The sequence below is a fragment of the Pseudomonas zanjanensis genome (assembly GCF_014268745.2).
Lineage (GTDB): Bacteria > Pseudomonadota > Gammaproteobacteria > Pseudomonadales > Pseudomonadaceae > Aquipseudomonas > Aquipseudomonas zanjanensis.
On the sequence record NZ_JABWRB020000001.1, the window covers coordinates 1,900,860 to 1,917,816 of the forward strand.

The 16,957-nt window shown below is 63.0% G+C and carries 11 protein-coding genes; all 11 read right to left on the reverse strand.

The annotated features are described in order from the left end of the window. Position 1 precedes the first annotated feature (1 nt). The 11 genes from glgX to HU715_RS08050 all read right to left on the reverse strand — a co-directional run bounded on the left by glgX (position 2) and on the right by HU715_RS08050 (position 16,910). Entirely contained in the window at positions 2–2,161 is a 2,160-nt protein-coding gene (gene glgX / locus HU715_RS08000) for a glycogen debranching protein GlgX (protein WP_186705720.1), read from the reverse strand. Between the two features lie 227 nt (positions 2,162–2,388). Further along, positions 2,389–2,742, reverse strand: coding sequence for a DUF2934 domain-containing protein (locus HU715_RS08005; protein ID WP_186705719.1), 354 nt, complete (start codon positions 2,740–2,742; stop codon positions 2,389–2,391). A gap of 20 nt (positions 2,743–2,762) precedes the next feature. After that, positions 2,763–5,549: a malto-oligosyltrehalose synthase gene (locus HU715_RS08010; RefSeq protein WP_186705718.1), complete on the reverse strand. Its 2,787-nt coding sequence runs from the start codon at positions 5,547–5,549 to the stop codon at positions 2,763–2,765. Continuing rightward, positions 5,546–7,624, reverse strand: a complete 2,079-nt coding sequence (gene malQ, locus HU715_RS08015; RefSeq protein ID WP_186705717.1) for a 4-alpha-glucanotransferase — start codon at positions 7,622–7,624, stop codon at positions 5,546–5,548. The genes HU715_RS08010 and malQ overlap by 4 nt, the downstream gene beginning before the upstream one ends. Next, a complete protein-coding gene (gene treZ / locus HU715_RS08020) occupies positions 7,621–9,423 on the reverse strand; it encodes a malto-oligosyltrehalose trehalohydrolase (protein WP_186705716.1) in 1,803 nt (600 codons plus the stop codon). Before treZ ends, malQ begins: the two co-directional genes overlap by 4 nt. 7 nt (positions 9,424–9,430) lie before the next feature. Beyond that, entirely contained in the window at positions 9,431–11,002 is a 1,572-nt protein-coding gene (glgA, locus tag HU715_RS08025; protein WP_186705715.1) for a glycogen synthase GlgA, read from the reverse strand. Between the two features lie 645 nt (positions 11,003–11,647). Then, positions 11,648–12,610, reverse strand: coding sequence for a D-2-hydroxyacid dehydrogenase family protein (locus tag HU715_RS08030; RefSeq protein ID WP_186705714.1), 963 nt, complete (start codon positions 12,608–12,610; stop codon positions 11,648–11,650). 11 nt (positions 12,611–12,621) lie between these two features. After that, on the reverse strand, positions 12,622–13,653 hold the full coding sequence (locus HU715_RS08035; protein WP_186705713.1) for an alpha/beta fold hydrolase: 1,032 nt from the start codon (positions 13,651–13,653) through the stop codon (positions 12,622–12,624). Positions 13,654–13,738: 85 nt separating this feature from the next. Continuing rightward, positions 13,739–14,173: a YqaA family protein gene (locus tag HU715_RS08040; protein ID WP_186705712.1), complete on the reverse strand. Its 435-nt coding sequence runs from the start codon at positions 14,171–14,173 to the stop codon at positions 13,739–13,741. Further along, positions 14,173–14,619, reverse strand: a complete 447-nt coding sequence (locus HU715_RS08045) for a DUF411 domain-containing protein (protein ID WP_186705711.1) — start codon at positions 14,617–14,619, stop codon at positions 14,173–14,175. The genes HU715_RS08040 and HU715_RS08045 overlap by 1 nt, the downstream gene beginning before the upstream one ends. Before the next feature lie 296 nt (positions 14,620–14,915). Then, a complete protein-coding gene (locus tag HU715_RS08050) occupies positions 14,916–16,910 on the reverse strand; it encodes a methyl-accepting chemotaxis protein (RefSeq protein WP_186705710.1) in 1,995 nt (664 codons plus the stop codon). Positions 16,911–16,957: the final 47 nt, after the last annotated feature.

Sequence of the window (16,957 nt, forward strand, 5' to 3'; positions counted from 1 at the left end):
TTCAATCCTCTTCTTCGCGTTGCAGCTCGAACAGCAGCAGTGAACGTCCAGTGACGGAATACTCGGATTCGAAATCGAAGCGCTCCTGTCCACGAACGTTGGGCTGGTTGGTGTCGACCATGCAAGTCCAGAAACTGCCTTCAGGGACTTCCGGCAAGCGGAAGTTGACGATGTCATGGTGTGCGTTGACCACCAGCAGCAGCGTCGCATCGCCCCCCTTGCGCCGAATCCCGGTTTCCTGGGCGCGGCCGTCCATCAGCATGCCCAGGCAGCGACCATGGCTGTCCTGCCACTGCTCGATGGTCATTTCGCTGCCGTCCGGGGCCAACCAGGTCACGTCCTTGACGCCAATGTCCTCGTTGTAGTTGCCCACCAGGAAGCGCCCACGACGCAGGATCGGGTAGGTCAGGCGCAACTTGATCAGGCGCTTGACGAACTTGAGCAGCGCCGCGCCATCCTCGCTCAGGTCCCAATTGACCCAGCCGATCTCGCTGTCCTGGCAATAAGCATTATTGTTGCCGTGCTGGGTACGGGCGAACTCGTCACCGGCGACGATCATTGGCGTGCCTTGGGCCAGCAACAACGTGGCGAAAAAGTTGCGCATCTGCCGATGGCGCAGTGCGTTGATCTCAGGGTCATCCGTCGGGCCTTCGACGCCATGGTTCCAGGACAGGTTGTTATTGCTGCCGTCCTGGTTGTTTTCATCGTTGGCTTCGTTGTGCTTGTCGTTGTACGACACCAGGTCATGCAAGGTGAAGCCGTCATGGGCGGTGACGAAGTTCACCGAGGCGTACGGGCGCCGGCCACGTTGGTTGAACATCTCGCCCGAGGCGGTCATCCGGCTGGCGAAGTCGGCGAGCTGGCCGTCGTCACCTTTCCAGAAGGCCCGCACCGTGTCGCGGAACTTGTCGTTCCATTCGACCCAGCCCGGTGGGAAGCGTCCTACCTGATAGCCCCCGGGGCCACAGTCCCAGGGCTCGGCGATCATTTTCACCTGGCGCAGCACCGGGTCCTGGCGGCACGCGACGAGGAAGCTGTGGCGCTCGTCGAAGCCATCATGGTAGCGGCCCAAGATCGTCGCCAGGTCGAAGCGGAAGCCATCGACATGCATTTCCGTGGCCCAGTAACGCAGGGAGTCGGTGACCATCTGCAAGACGCAAGGATGGCTCAGGTCCAAGGTGTTGCCGGTGCCGGAGTCGTTGATGTAATAGCGTTTGTCGTCGGGCATCAGCCGGTAGTACGAGGCGTTATCGATGCCGCGCATGGACAGGGTAGGCCCCTGTTCGTTGCCCTCGGCGGTGTGGTTGTAGACCACGTCGAGGATGACTTCCAGGTTGGCCTCGTGCAGGTGGGCGACCATTTCCTTGAACTCGGCGATCTTGCCACTGGCCAGGTAGCGCGGGTCGGGCGCGAAGAAGGCAATGCTGTTATAGCCCCAGTAGTTGGTCATGCCTTTGTGCAGCAAATGCTGGTCATTGACGAAGGCATGGATGGGCAGTAGCTCCACCGAGGAAACCCCGAGCTTGCGGATATGCTCCAGCACATCGTCGACCATCAACCCGGCGAAGGTACCGCGCACGTTTTCAGGCACCGAAGGATGACGCATGGTGAGGCCGCGTACGTGGGTTTCATACAGGATGGTCTTGTCCCAGGGCACGCTGACGCGATGGTCGTGACCCCAGGTGTGTGCGGGGTCGATGACTTTACACTTGGGAACGAACGGGGCGCTGTCACGCTCATCGAAACTGAGGTCGCCATCGGGATGGCCGATGGTATAGCCGAACAACGCTTCGGACCACTTCAATTGGCCGACCAGTTGCTTGGCGTAGGGGTCGATCAGCAACTTGTTCGGGTTGAAGCGGTGGCCGTTCGCCGGGTCGTACGGGCCGTAGACCCGGTAGCCATAGATCAATCCCGGATGGGCATCCGGCAGATAGCCGTGGTAGATCTCGTCGGTGTATTCCGGCAGTTCGATGCGTTCGAGTTCGACTTCGCCGGCATCGTCGAAAATGCACAGTTCGACCTTGGTGGCGTTGGCTGAAAACAGCGCGAAATTGACCCCGAGGCCATCCCAGGTTGCACCCAGTGGAAAAGGCAGCCCTTCACGAATCCGCGAAGCCTCGATAATGGGCGGCGGCGTGGTTTTGTTTGGACGGGTCATAGTTGCTCCTGCAAAAAACAGACAGATACAGCGATGCGATTCATTACAGCGGGGTAGGTTCCACCCTTCACCTGTGGCGAGGGGTTTATCCCGTTATATGGGACAAAGTGGCTACTCTGTGGGAGCAAGGCTTGCCCGCGATCAAGCAACGCGTTCCTTCAGGCATACGGGTGCCTGTTTCGCGAGCAAGCTTTGCTCCCACCCAGCGAGGAGACCGATAGGACGAATCAAACCGCCGGCGGCTTGCGCGGTGCCCGCGGCTTCTTGTCAGCGGCTTTATTGACCGGTGGCACTGTCGCTGCAGTCGCCGCGGAAGGCTTGGCCGCTGGCTTGACCTTGGGCGTGGTGTTCTTCGCGGCAGTCTTGGCCGTGGTGCTCTTGGCGGTAGCAGGTTTGGCTCCGTCGGTCTTGCTGGCCGCCGCTTTGCTCGCGGCCTTGGGTGGCTTGCTCGGCGCCAGCGCTTCGGCTTCGGCGAGCTTGCGCGCCATCTCCCAGTGGCGTTTTTCCTGCCCGGTGGGCTTACCCTCGGACTCCCAGATCTGATAGGCGAATTCACGAATGCGTTTATCGTCGGTACTCATCGCAGTGCTCCTGATTCAACTCAAGATTGGATAAAGACATTGACCGGGAAATTCCCCAGCGCGGCGCTGATCAGCAGCTCCCTTTGGGGTGTGACTGTTGCGCTTGAAAAAAATCCCTTCAGTTTTTCATCCTTGGCGGCGAACGGTAACGACACGCGGGTATCGCCCCAATCCGACGCAACCACCAGCGGCACGGCACTGTTTTCCAGCAAATGCGCCACATGGACAGGTACGACAATGATCGCTCGCTGCTGCCAGTCCTCACGCATGAAAGCCAGCACCCGGTGGGCCTGCTCGCCGAGCACTTCCAACGGCTGGTAGCGACCCTGGCGCCATAGCTGCGGGTACTCGGCCCGCATGGCCAACGTCCTGGCGATCAATGCCTGCTTGATCCGGCCGTCACGCCAATCGCGTACCAGCGCGGCCGGCGTGTTGTCGGCATGCATTGCCTCGCGGCGCGCCTGGAAATCCACCGGGCGGCGATTGTCCGGGTCCACCAGGCTGAAATCCCAGAACTCGTTGCCTTGGTACAGGTCCGGCACGCCGGGTACGGTCATGCGCAGCAAAGTTTGCGCCAGACTGTTGAGCGCACCCGCCGGCGCCATGGCTTGGACCGCCTCGGCAATGGCGCTGCGCAAGGGCAGCCCCTCATCGCCCAGCAGCAAGCGTTCGAGGAACATCTGGGTGGCTTGTTCATAAGCATCGTTGACCGCCGCCCAGCTGCTTTGCAGCTTGGCTTCGCGCAGGGCCTTGCGTTGCCATTGCCATAGGCGCTCGTTGTATTCGGCCAGTGCCTTGTGGTCTTGGAGGTCGAGGTCCAGCGGCCAACTGCCGAGCAATGCTTGGTAGAGGATCAGTTCATCACCGGCCGAGGGCGCAGACGGATCGCTGTGCAGCGAAGGCGAGAGGATGCGCCATTGTTCGACGCAGGTGGCGTACCAATCGGCGCGTTCGCTGAGTACGGCCAGTCTGGCGCGGGTGTCTTCGCCGCGCTTGTGGTCGTGGGTGGCGGTGGTGATCAGGTTGTCAGGGAAGTGTTCGAGACGCTCGAGACACGCGTGGTGGAACTCTTGCGTCGGGGCGCTGAAGCGCTCGGTGTTATAGCCGACGTCATTGCGCGACAGCAGCACCGCCGAGCGATAGAGCGCGGTGTCCTCCACGGCTTTGGCGGCCGCCGGCGACGTCAGTTGCTGGAAGCGCACGCAGGCGTGACGCAGGCGTTTACGCTGGCTGCCCCGCGGGCGTTGTCGCCAGGGCATTCCACCGAGCCAGCCGGCCAGGCAATCGAGCACCGGCCAGTCGGCTTCGCTGAGGGTTTGCCGGGCACCTTCCAGGGCTTGGTTGAAAAACACTTCGTCTTCGGCGGAGCGCCCCATGGGCGTGATGTAGGTGCGGTACACCGGGAAATGCACGATCAACGCCTGCAAGGCTCGCCGAATCGCGCCGAGGGTCAGGTCGCGGGTCATCACATCGTCCCGGGCCACTTGCAGCAGGGCCTGGGCGACACTTTCAAAATCCCCGGCCAAGGAACCATTGAGAATCTGCTGGCGAGCCAGGCGGGCTTCTTCAATGAAGTGTGCCGGCCGCTCGCTGTGCCGGCTCCAGAATTCGGCGAGGGGGGCGGCACCGGCCGGGTCGTGCTGTAGCAGCGAGACCTGGTTCATGAACTCGTAGCCGGTACTGCCATCGATGTTCCAATCCCGCCGCAAGGTTTCGCCATCGCCGAGAATTTTTTCGACGAAGATCGGCAGGTGCCGCGACGGCGACAACGAGTCAAGACGCCTGCGTAATTTGCGGCAGTAACCGCGAGGGTCTGCGAGACCGTCGATGTGATCGATCCGCAGCCCATCCACCAAGCCTTCGCCGATCAGTTCGAAAATCTTGGCATGGGTGGCTTCGAATACGGCCGGGCGCTCGACCCGCAGCCCGCCCAGTTCGTTGACATCGAAAAAACGCCGCCAATTGATGTCGTCCGCTGCGGTGCGCCAGCTGGCGAGTCGGTAGCTCTGGCGCTCCAGCAACTGATGCAGGCGTTCGAAACCCTGGGGTTGGGTGGAGTCGTAGGCCCCCAGGTTGTCCTCGATGGCAGCGAGAATGCCAGCGTGTGCCGCCAAGTCCTGCAACTCTGCTTGCAGCGGGCAGGCGAGGGTGTGGGCATCGGTCTGGTAATTCAGTGTAGTGAAGCGCTCGGCCAGGGCCTTGAGCGGTTCGGCCTGTTCGACGGGCAGGGTTTCGGCGGGTCTGAGCAGCTCGCCGTAGTGCATCGGGCAAATCGGGAAGCGGTGTTCGTAATGCTCGACATAGAAGCTGCCGTGGGCGGAATCGAAGCGCAGTTGCAGGGTGCCTTCCTGCAACGCCACGCCGTAGTCGCTGCCCAGGAACGGTAGCAACAACTGGCCTTCCATCAGCGGGTCCGGGGAATGCCACTGGATGTCGAAAAACTCGCCGTAAGGGCTCAGGCGTCCCCATTCCAGCAAATCCAGCCACCAGGGATTGTCATTGCCGCCAACGGCCATGTGATTGGACACGATGTCGAGAATCAAGCCCATCCGATGCTCGCGCAACGTTGCAACCAAGCGCTTGAGCGCGGCTTCGCCACCCAGTTCGGGGTTGACCAGGGTCGGGTCGACAACGTCGTAGCCGTGCATGGAGCCGGCCCGGGCCTTGAGCAGCGGCGAAGCATAAATATGGCTGATGCCCAGCGAGGCGAAGTACGGCACCTGGGGGATGGCATCGTCCAGGGTGAAGCCTTTATGGAACTGCAGGCGTAACGTTGCCCGCAGGGGTTGGATCAACGTCTGTTTCATCGGTCACGCTCGTTCGCCTGAAGTCGCGCACAGGCGAGTATTTCCAGGCGCCGGGCGGCGTCCGGGTGGTCCAGCAGCGCCTGGCTCTGTTGGGCCAGGCGGCGGCGCCAGTTGGGGTGGGTGTCGATGGTGCCGGGCAGGTTGGCTTGCTCCTCGATGCCCAGGGCATCTTCGAGTGGCAGCAAGACCAGCGGCGCGCGGGTGTGGCCGAGGAAGCGCACGCTGGCATCGAGCACTTGGTCGGTCTCGCGATGTTCTTCGCGAAAATTCTGTGGGTCCTGGTTCAGCACTTGGCGCAGGCCTTCGCGTTCGCGCTCGCGGTGTTTGCGCCAGTCCATCTCGGTGGGCGAATCGATCAGCTCCAGCCGGGCGTTCCAGTCGATGTCATGACCGTGCCACCAGCCGTTGAGCGTCGGCAGGTCATGGGTGCTGGTGGTCGCCAGGGCGTTGTCCGGCCAGTCGAGGATGGGCTTGAAGTGGGTGTTGTCCTGTTCGAACAACAGTACGCGCATGCCCAGGATCGAGCGGGCAATGAGTTTTTCCCGCAAGCCATCCGGCACGGTACCGAGGTCTTCGCCGAGCACGATGGCCTGATGGCGATGGGATTCCAGTGCCAGCAGGCGCAGCAGGTCGTCCACTGGGTAATACAGGTAGGCACCATCGCTGGGTGGGGCATCGTTAGGGATCACCCAGAGCCGCTGCAAGCCCATCACATGGTCGATGCGCAAGCCGCCGGCGTGGGCGAAGTTGGCCCGCAGCATTTCAATGAAGGCGCGAAAGCCGTTGCGTACCAGGCCTTCCGGGGAAAACGCCGAGATGCCCCAGCCTTGGCCGGAGCGGTTGAGAATGTCCGGCGGCGCGCCCACGGTCAGTGACGCGAGCAGTTCGTCCTGGCGGCTCCAGGCCTGGCTGCCGCCACCGTCGGCGCCCACCGCCAGGTCGGCGATCAGGCCGATGCCCATGCCGCTGGACTTGGCGGCGCTTTGGGCGCGTTCCAGGCAACGGGCAATCAGCCATTGGCAAAAGGCGTAGAAGCCGATCTCATCGGCATTTTCCTCGGCGAAATGGGCCAGCGCCGGGCTGCGTGGATCACGCAGTTCTTCCGGCCACTGCCGCCAGTCGAGGCTTTCGCCCCGGGCCGCGCGTTCGGCCTGCAAGGCTTCGAAGCGGCAATGGTTCTCTAGTGCTTCGCCGCTGCTGTGACGAAAACTGCTGAAGTCTTCGTGCAACGGGTGTGCGCCCTGGCTGAACCCGTCATACAGGGCGCGGAGGATTTTCTGCTTGGCCTGGGCGGCGACCGGCCAGTCGATCAGCGGCTGTTCTTCCAGGTTGCGCAGTTGATTGGTCAAACCAGTGGCGTCGATGGCGGTGCGCAGGGCGCGTTCACCGAGGATGGTGCCAGGCGCGGCGTACAGGCTATTGAGAAACAATCGGCTGGATGGCGAATAAGGGCTGTAGCGTCCGGTGTCGCTGCTGAACATGGCGTGCATCGGGCTGATGGCAATGGCCTCGGCACCGCGCTCGCCGGCCACCCGGGCCAGTTCTTCCAGCGCCTGGGTGTCACCGAAACCACCGTCGCCGGGGCGTCGCAAGGCGTACAGCTGCGCGCTCAGGCCCCAGGCCCGTGGCGTCGGGTCGTCCACCGCATCGGCCACGCTGTAGCAGCGGGCCGGTGCGACGGCCAGGGTGAAATGCTGGTTCTGGATATGGACGTGCTGATAGCCCACCGGGACCATCCCTGGCAGCCTGGCCTCGGCATCGAGGTTCAGGTGCAGTGTCGCGCCGTCTTCGAGTTTGATTTCGCAGGGCGTCCCGGCCTCGAAGTAGCGGCCCAAGTCCAGGCTGGCCCCGACATCGGCTGTGATCAGCGGTGGCAGTTGATGGTTCTGTTGATCTTCCTGCAACTGCAGCAGGCTGGCGTCGATTTCCTGGGCGCTGCCGGCGGGATGGCCCAGGCCGGTGAGGACCGAGCGCAGGACGGCCGGCGAGACTTTCTGGGCCCTGCCATTGGCATCGATCCAATCCACCGCCAGGCCCGCTCGGCCGGCGAGGATTTCCAGTTGCGCATCGCTCATAGGCGCTCTCCAGTGATGGTGGGCAAGGTTGTCGCCTGCGTCAGACTGACCAGCGCGCTGTAGGGCGCAAGGACGCCCTGTTGCAACAGACCCATGGCCTGCCGCGGATGTTCGAAAAGAATGCGTGCTTCTTCAGGGGCCTGGTGTTCGACGGGGCGTTCGCCAAGGTTCAGGTCGATGCGCAACACGCTGCCATCGCCCAGTCGCCAGCGTGCGCTGACGGCGCCATGGCCCAGCACATCGGCCCCGAGCGCTTGAGCGCCGGGCAGGCGCGGGACGATGTCCTCACGGCGAATTTTCAGCAGTTGGCGATACAGCGCCTCGCTGGCCTGTTGCTCCGGTCGCTGCGGTTCCAGGCTCGGGCGTGACGCCTCGAAGGTGCCGGCCGCGTTGGGGTCGGGAATTCGCTCGCGTTGCTGCGGGTCGGCGAAGGCACTGAAGGCCTTGAACTCGTTGCGTCGGCCTTCGCGCACGAGTTCCGCCAGCTCGCCATGGTGGCTGGTGAAGAACAGGAACGGTTGTTCGGCCGCTGCTTCATCGCCCATGAACAGCAGTGGGATCATCGGTGACAACAGCAACAAGGCCGTCGCTGCTTGCAGGGCCTGGGGGGCGGCGAGCTGATGCAAGCGTTCGCCGAGGGCACGGTTGCCGATCTGGTCATGGTTTTGCAGGAACAGCACGAATGCGCTCGGCGGCAAGTGGCCACTGGGCTCGCCCCGGGATTCGCCATGGCGATTGATGTGGCCCTGGAAGACAAAGCCCTGGCTGAGGCAGCGTGCCAGTTGTTCCGTCGGCTGCTCGGCATAGTCGGCGTAGTAGGCGTCGGTCTCGCCGGTGAGCAACACATGCAAGGCATTGTGGCCGTCGTCGTTCCACTGGGCGTCGTAGCCCTGTTCCAGCAGGCTGGCCTGGTTGTGTTCGTTTTCCACGGTCAGCCAGACATGCCGGACCGGGTCCACCTGCTCGCGCACCCTGGCTGCCAGTTCTTGAAGGAAGTCCGGATCTTCGATGGCATGCACCGCGTCGAGGCGCAGACCGTCGAAACGGTATTCCAACAGCCACATCAGCGCATTGTCGATGAAGAAGTCCCGCACTTCGCGACGGCGGAAATCGATCGCCGCGCCCCAGGGCGTGTGCTTGTCTTCGCGGAAGAAGCCCTTGGCATAGCGGTGCAGGTAATTGCCGTCAGGGCCGAAGTGGTTGTAGACCACGTCCAGGATGACGGACAGGCCATGACCGTGGGCACTGTCGATCAGATGCTTGAGCTGTTCAGGTGTGCCGTAGGAAGCCTGGGGCGCGTAGGGCAGGACCCCGTCGTAGCCCCAGTTGCGATCACCGGGAAACTGCGCCAGCGGCATCAGCTCGATGGCGGTGACGCCCAGCCCGGCCAGGCGCGCCAGATGCTGTTCGACGCCATTGAAACCGCCGAGGGCGCCCACGTGCAGTTCGTAGATCACGGCTTCGTGCCAGGGGCGACCGGACCATTGAGTGTGCCGCCAGGAGTAGGCATGGGGGTCGACCACTACGCTGTGTCGGTCGATGTCGCCGGCCTGGGCGCGAGAGGCCGGGTCCGGCACCTCCAGCTCGCCGTCGATGTTGTAGCGATAGCGGGTGCCGGCGGGGCAACGGGTCTGGATCATGAACCAGCCGTCGGCTTGGGGCAGTAGCGGTATTGAATCGCCAGTGTCGAGTTCGACACTGACAAAAAAAGCATCCGGGGCCCAGAGGGCGAAGCGGGTGTGCTCGTCATCCAGCATCACCGCGCCGTGGGTCCATGTTTCAGGCGTCCTTGACGTCATTGTTACCTCATTGTCTGGCCGATTTTCCCAGGGACTTCGCCACCAGCTGTTCGTAGAGTTCGGCGTAGGGTTCCACGGCCTTGCACCAGTTGAACGGCGCCGACATGGCCCGGCAGCGCATGGCGTTGAGCAAGTCGGGGAACTCGAAGACCTTGAAGGCCCGGCTCAAGGCCTGTTTGTAGCTCTCCACCGTGGACTCATCGAACAGGAAACCGGTGATGCCATCTTCGATGGTGTCCGCCAAGCCTCCGGTATTGCGCGCCACCGGCAGCGAGCCGAAGCGTTGGGCGTACATCTGGCTCAAGCCGCAAGGCTCGTAGCGCGACGGCATCAGCAGGAAATCGCTGCCGGCAAACATCCGCCGGGCATCGGTTTCGTTGAAGCCAATGCGTACGCCGATGCGGCCGGGGAAGCGCAGCGCCAGTTCGCGCATGGCCTGTTCTTCCTCCGGTTCGCCACGGCCGATGATGGCGATCTGGCCACCGGACTCGACGATGAACTCGGCGACCGCTTCGGTCAGGTCCAGGCCTTTCTGGTAGACCAGGCGCGACACCACGGCGAACAGCGGGCCCGTGGAGTCGTCGAGGCCAAACAGTTCACGCACATGGCTGGCGTTGACCGCCTTGCCGTCCCAGTCGCCGATGGCGAACTGGCGGAACAGGTGCGAATCGGTGGCCGAATCCCAGCTTTCGTCGATGCCGTTGGGAATGCCGCTGAGCAAGCCTTGTTGGGTCTTGGCCGCGAGGAAACCGTCTAGCCCGCAACCAAACGCCGGGGTGGTGATCTCCTGGGCGTAGGTGGCGCTGACGGTGGTTATATGGCTGGAGTAGGCCATCCCGGCCTTGAGGAACGACAGTTTGCCGTAGAACTCCATGCCTTCCTGTTGCAGGGCGTGCTCGGGAATGCCCAGCTCCGGGCAGGAGGCGAGGCTGACCACGCCCTGGTACGCCAGGTTGTGGATGGTGAACAGGGTCGGGGTGCGTTGCCCGCGCCAGTGCATATAAGCGGGCGCCAATCCGGCTGGCCAGTCATGGGCGTGGACGAGGTCGGGGCACCAGTGGATCTGCGCGAGGTTGGCGGCGATGTCGGCGGCGGCCAGGCCCAGGCGGGCGAAGCGGATGTGGTTGTCGGGCCAGTCGCGGCCGTTGTTGGCACCGTAGGGGGAGCCTTCGCGGGCGAACAGTTCCGGGCAGATCAGGACGTAGATCACCAGGCCATCGGCCATGTCCATGCGCCCGATCTTGCAGGGCGGCAGCGCTGCGTGGCCGCCCAGTTCGCCGATGATGTGGATCGGATTGCCGCTGTTCATCACTTGCGGATAGCCGGGGATCAGTACCCGGACATCATGCAGCCCGGCCATGGCCCGGGGCAGTGCCGAGGACACGTCGCCCAGGCCGCCGGTCTTGACCAGGTCGGCGATTTCCGAGGTGACGAACAGGATTTTCTTGCGATTGGGGTTCTGTCGAGCGACGGGAAGCAGTGCCTTGCCGCCGGTGGCCAACACCGGAGCCGTCGGCGATTCGGCCGCCGGCGGTAATTGAGAACGGACTTGTTGTGGTTCCAAGGCAGCACTGATCATAAATATCTCCCATTTTCTCGATCTGTTTCCGGCAAGCGCCAGAGCTGTTGTTTCATTGGCCGAATCCTGCGGCCAGGCGCACAAGCGCTACGAAGGAAAGCGAACGGCTACCCAAACGCGGCGAAGCGAAGCAGCTGAAGGAGCTGTTGCAATGACCAGTGCAAGGACTGCACCAGTCGCTATTGCCCTACCTCTAACCTGACCTGTCGCCGTTGCGAAAAGTTTCGACTTTTTTTCGTCTGGATGACCGGTCGGTTTTCCCCCCGGTTAAGCAGTCTAGGTCAGATCCTAGAGCGGTGCGGCTCGGTTCGTCGCATTGTCCGACAATCACGTTTTTTAGCGGCAATGTCTTACACGACGTCGGGGAATACGCACCGACGAAGTGCACATTCCTGAAAAGAAAAAAGTGTAGGGGGAGGGGGCTGTTTCATCGACGTGCGCGATGGAATGGCGCGATGCACCATTGGAGGGCGGCTGGAATAGCGGCGTTTTGATGGCCAATGCCGCGCTGAAACACGCTGTTTCTGTGGGAGCGGGCTTGCGCGCGAATGCGGCCTGTCAGCCACATATTTACTGACTGATACACCCATTCGCGAGCAAGCCCGCTCCCACAGCAGGAGATGTTCTGGGTATTGAGGAGCGGGTTCAGCCCGCCGGCGTCAGCAACCGAATCGGCGTGCCCGCAGCCCAAGCCAGCAGGTCTTCGATCATCAGGGAATAGAACTGCTGGTAATTCCGTCGGCTGACGTAACCCAGGTGCGGCGTGGCCAGTACGTTGTCCAGGGTTCGGAACGGATGGGCGGCAGGCAAGGGCTCCTGGGCAAAGACGTCCAGGGCGGCGCCGGCCAGGCGCCGATGCTGAAGAGCGTCGATCAGGGCGGTTTCATCGACGATGGGCCCGCGGGAGGTGTTGACCAGCAGCGCTTCGGGTTTCATCCAGGCCAGCGCCTGGGCATCCACCAGGCCGCGGGTGCGTTCGCCGAGCACCAGGTGGATCGAGAGCACGTCGGCCTGTTCGAACAACGCCTGCTTGCTGACATAGGTCACGCCCACTTCCGCGGCTCGCTCGGCGCTGAGGTTCTGGCTCCAGGCGATGACCCGCATGCCGAACACCTGGCCGAACTGCGCCACCCGCGCGCCGATGTTGCCCAGGCCGAGGATTGCCAGGGTCTTGCCGTGCAGGTCGCCACCCAGGCCTTGCTGCCACAGGCCGGCGCGCAAGGCATTGGCCTCCTGTACCAGATTGCGGGTCAGGGCCATGATCAGCGCCCAGGTCAGTTCGGGCGTGGCGTGTTTGTAGCTGTCGGTGCCGCAGACCTGGATGCCCAATTCGGCGGCGGCCTTCAGGTCCAGGGCGGCATTGCGCATGCCGCCGGTGAGGAGCAGCTTGAGATTGGGCAGGCGGCGCAGCAGGCCTTCGTCGAACACGGTGCGTTCGCGCATCACGCAGATCACCTCGAAGCGCTGCAAGCGTTCGGCGAGGGTGTCGCGGTCGGCGGGGTAGTCGTGGAGAAACGTCACCTGGCCGACGCTGTCGAGCACCGACCAATCCACCACGCCGCGTGCCACATCTTGCCAATCGTCTATGACTGCTATTTGCACCGCCATGGATCACCTCGTCAGGGAATGGGTTTGTCCAGCCAGCCGAGCAGCGCCTTATGGAACCGATCCGGCTCTTCCATTTGCGGGGCATGCCCCAGATTGGGGAACTCCACCAGCGTCGCGCGCGGAATCAGCCCGGCCACCTGCTTGCCCAGTACCTCGTAATGGCCCAGTTTGGCCTTGACCGCCGGAGGCGCGATGTCGCTGCCGATGGCGGTGGTGTCCGAGGTGCCGATCAACAGCAGGGTGGGCACGCTCAGGTCCTTGAACTCGTAGTAGACCGGCTGGGTGAAGATCATGTCGTAGATCAGCGCCGAGTTCCATGCCACTTGCTCATGACCCGGGCCCTTGTTCAAGCCGGCAAGCATGTCCACCCAACGGTCGAACTCAGGTTTCCAGCGGCCGGCGTAATAGGTTGTGCGCTCGTAATTGCGAATGCCTTCGGCGGTGACCTTCAGCTCACGGGCGTACCACTGGTCGACGGTGCGGTAGGGCACGCCCAAGGCTTTCCAGTCTTCCAGGCCGATGGGGTTGACCATTGCCAGGCGTTCGACCTGATCGGGAAACTGCAACGCGTAGCGGGTGGCGAGCATACCGCCGGTGGAATGGCCGAGGACGATGGCTTTCTGTACGCCGAGGGCCTTGAGCAAGGCCTGGGTGTTGGTTGCCAGTTGTTGGAAGCTGTACTGGTAATACTCGGGTTTGCTCGAGGTGCAGAAGCCAATCTGGTCTGCCGCGACGACCCGGTAGCCGGCCTCGCTGAGGGCCTTGATCGAATCGCCCCAGGTGGCAGCGCAGAAATTCTTGCCGTGCATCAGCACCACGGTGCGGCCATTGACCTTGCCTTGGGCCGGCACGTCCATATAGCCCATTTGCAAGGATTGGCCCTGGGACTGTAAGGCGAAATGCTTGAGGGTGTAGGGGTATTCGAAACCTTCCAGCTGCGCACCGTAGGCCGGGCCTTCCGGTGGATTGGCGGCCTGGGCGAGCAGGGGCAGGGCGGCGGTGAGGAACAGGCTGGGCAACCAACGGGGCATGATTCGGGACATGGTCGATCTCCTTGTGGCCGCCGCCGATCCTGGCGCGACCCGATTATGGCGACATTAACCACAGGCAACCGAACGGCCCGAACGTTCAACCCATCCAGCCCAGCGTGGCCAGGGCGAGCACGCCATAGCGCATGCCTTTGGCCAGGGTCACGATCAGCAGGAAACGCCGCCACGGCTCGCCCATCACCCCCGCCACCAGGGTCAACGGGTCGCCGATGATCGGCAGCCAACTGAGCAACAGCGACCAGCGGCCGAAGCGCTGGTAATGCAGGCGAGCCTTGTCCAGGTGGGCCGGGCTGACCGGGAACCAGCGCCGGTCCTTGAAGTGTTCCAGGCGCGTGCCCAGCCACCAGTTCACCAGCGAACCCAGGACGTTGCCGACCGTGGCGACCGCGAGCAGCAACCAGGTTTCGTGGCGCTCGCTGAGCAACAGGCCGACCAACAAGGCCTCCGACTGCAGCGGCAACAAGGTCGCCGCGCCGAACGCCGCCAGGAACAAGCCGAGATAGGCTTCGCCCATCAGTGGGCCGGGTAATCCGCCACCACGGTTTGGGTCCCGTCTTTTTTCTGGCCGATCACTTGATAAGCGTCGCTCATGCCATCCATTTCCATGCCGGGCGAGCCCATGGGCATGCCCGGCGCGGCGACGCCGAGCAAGTCATCGCGCTTGCCCAGCGCCAGCACCTGATCGGCCGGGACATGGCCTTCGACGAATTTGCCGTTGATTTCGGCGGTGTGGCAGGAGCGCAGGTTCGGCGCCACGCCCAGGCGTTGCTTGACCGAACTCATGTCGGCCTCGACATGGTCGTTGACCTTGAAGCCGTTTTCTTGCAGATGCGAGATCCACTTTTTGCAGCAGCCACAATTGGCATCGCGGTGCACATCGATGGTCACCGGCTCGGCGGCCTGGGCCAGGGAGGTGAGGAACAGGGCGCTCAAGGCGAGCAGGTGCAGGGGGTTGGCCATGGAGGTGGTCTCGTGTCGTACGGTTTGGAGGGAGGATAACAGAGTAGCGAGCACGAGCTGACAGGGGGCTGAGGCGGGGATTACAGAATTGTCAGGTTGCAAGGGCGAACGCAGTCCTGTGGGAGGAACGCTTGCTCGCGATAGCGGTTTGTCAGTCACAACCTTGCTGCTGATCCGCCGCTATCGCGAGCAAGCTTTGCTCCCACAGATCTGATGGGTGTACGGGCGGGAGAGACAGGTCGTTTGTCAGGCCGTCTTCGCGAGCAAGCCCGCTCCCACAGGAGAATGACGACGCTTCAGCGCACCTTGAACCGCCCCATGATCGCATTCACCCGGGTATTGGCTTCCAGCAGTTGCCGGGTATTGGCCTCGCTGGCCAGGCCGCTTTCCACCAGTTCCTCCACCATGTGGCGGATTTGCACCATGCTGCGATTGATCTCCTCGGTCACCGCGCTCTGTTGCTCGGCGGCGGTGGCGATCTGGGTGCTCAGGCTGTTGATCTGGCTAACGGAGCCGGCCATTTCGTCCAGGCCCGAGTTCACCCGTGACGTCGCATCGGCGGCCGACTGGCAACTGGCCTGGGTGTTTTCCATGGCCGAGACCGACGAACTCACGCCCTGGGTCAGGCGGGTCAGCATTTCGTTGATTTCCGAGGTGCTGGCCTGGGTGCGAGCGGCGAGGGCGCGGACCTCGTCGGCCACCACGGCGAAACCACGGCCTTGCTCACCGGCCCGGGCGGCTTCGATGGCGGCGTTGAGGGCCAGCAGGTTGGTCTGTCCGGCGATGGCGCCGATCACGCCGAGGATTTCGGTGATGCGCTGGGCGTCCTGTTGCATGCTCTCGACCTTGCGGGTGGCGCTGGCCACCTCATCGATCAGCGCCACCACACTGTTGGAGGCCTCGCCGACGACCACGCGGGAGCGGTCGGCATGCTCGTTGGCGCGTTGGGTGAACGCGGCGGTCTCGGCGGCGTTTTGCGCGACGCTTTCAGCCGTGGAGCTCATCTGGGTGATGGCGGTCACGGTCTGGTCGGTTTCCGAGGCGTGGCGCATCAGGATTTCGCTGGTGTGGGCCGAGGTCCGCTGCAGATCGCCGAGGCTCGACGCCATGGCGCCGGTGGCCTGGGTGACTTCACCGATCATGCCTTGCAGGTAAGCGATGAAGCGGTTGACCGAATGACCGATCGCGCCCAATTCATCCTCGGCCCGGATGATGATGCGTCGGGTCAGGTCGGCATCGCCTGTGGACAAGGCGTCGATGTTGCCTTTGAGCACCTTCATGCGGTGGGTCAATTGGCGGATCGCGTAAAGTTGCATCAACACCAGCAGGATCACCATCGGGATCTGCAGCAGGCTCAAGGTGTTCAGCACATCGTCGCGTTGGGCGGTGATCAGTCGGGTTGGCAGCGCAGTGGCAAGGAACCACGGCGAACCTTCGATAGGGCGCATGAAGAAGGTGCTGGCCTCGCCCTTGTTGTCGAATTCGACCCGCTGCAACGGCTGGTCACGCTTGGCCAGGCCTGCCTTGACCTGGGCAGCGAATGGCGAGGATGCCGCCAGGTCGCTGATATTCTTCAACACGATCGGACCGCTGATGCGCGAACTGTTGCTGATGATCTTGCCATCGCCCTCGACGATCAGCATCTCGGCGCTCAGGTCGGTTTCCTTGCGCGCAATCAGGTCGTTGAAGAAGCCCAGGGTCACGTCGATGGTGGACACGCCGTAAGGCACGCCGTTCTTCTGGATGGCCATGGCGCAGTTGGTGCGAGGCTCGGCGCTGGCGTCGTCTTTATAGGCTGCGGCCCAGGCGCATTTGCCAGGTGGGGTGGCCATGCCGCCCTTGTGCCAGGGTTGTTCGTAATAGTTGGGCGCGGCGTCACTGTTCCAGAAGGTATTGACCACCAGTTTGCCGGACGCGTCGCGGTGCCAGAACGTGCTGAACTTGCTACGCCCCTCGGCCCGCTGGTTGGGCAACGGCCAGATCCCGCCACCGAAGACTTTCAACTCGCCGTACTGGTCCACCAGCCCCGGCAATACTTTGTCGATGGCATCGCTGTCGAGCAACGGGATGGTCTGGGTGATGCTGCGTTGCTGCGCCTGCACCTTGTTCAGTTCGCCCTGGATCTGCTCGGCAACCTCGGCGATGCGGTTCAGCGCCACTTGCTCTTCAGTCTGGCGCAGCTTGGGCGCGACCAGGTAACTGATGCCCACCACGGTCAGGAGCGACAACACCAGCATGAAAATGACCAGGAACAGGGTGTAGCGAGCCTGAATCGTTCGGAATGAGGGCATGTGGAAAATCCTTGCACGAAGGCGACTTTCTAAAGCAAGCGGATGGG

Excerpts from the sequence above, each read along its gene's own strand:
- glgX (WP_186705720.1), bottom strand. The coding sequence starts at position 2,161 with ATGACCCGTCCAAACAAAACCACGCCGCCGCCCATTATCGAGGCTTCG.
- HU715_RS08005 (WP_186705719.1), bottom strand. The coding sequence starts at position 2,742 with ATGAGTACCGACGATAAACGCATTCGTGAATTCGCCTATCAGATCTGG.
- HU715_RS08010 (WP_186705718.1), bottom strand. The coding sequence starts at position 5,549 with ATGAAACAGACGTTGATCCAACCCCTGCGGGCAACGTTACGCCTGCAG.
- malQ (WP_186705717.1), bottom strand. The coding sequence starts at position 7,624 with ATGAGCGATGCGCAACTGGAAATCCTCGCCGGCCGAGCGGGCCTGGCG.
- treZ (WP_186705716.1), bottom strand. The coding sequence starts at position 9,423 with ATGACGTCAAGGACGCCTGAAACATGGACCCACGGCGCGGTGATGCTG.
- glgA (WP_186705715.1), bottom strand. The coding sequence starts at position 11,002 with ATGATCAGTGCTGCCTTGGAACCACAACAAGTCCGTTCTCAATTACCG.
- HU715_RS08030 (WP_186705714.1), bottom strand. The coding sequence starts at position 12,610 with ATGGCGGTGCAAATAGCAGTCATAGACGATTGGCAAGATGTGGCACGC.
- HU715_RS08035 (WP_186705713.1), bottom strand. The coding sequence starts at position 13,653 with ATGTCCCGAATCATGCCCCGTTGGTTGCCCAGCCTGTTCCTCACCGCC.
- HU715_RS08040 (WP_186705712.1), bottom strand. The coding sequence starts at position 14,173 with ATGGGCGAAGCCTATCTCGGCTTGTTCCTGGCGGCGTTCGGCGCGGCG.
- HU715_RS08045 (WP_186705711.1), bottom strand. The coding sequence starts at position 14,619 with ATGGCCAACCCCCTGCACCTGCTCGCCTTGAGCGCCCTGTTCCTCACC.
- HU715_RS08050 (WP_186705710.1), bottom strand. The coding sequence starts at position 16,910 with ATGCCCTCATTCCGAACGATTCAGGCTCGCTACACCCTGTTCCTGGTC.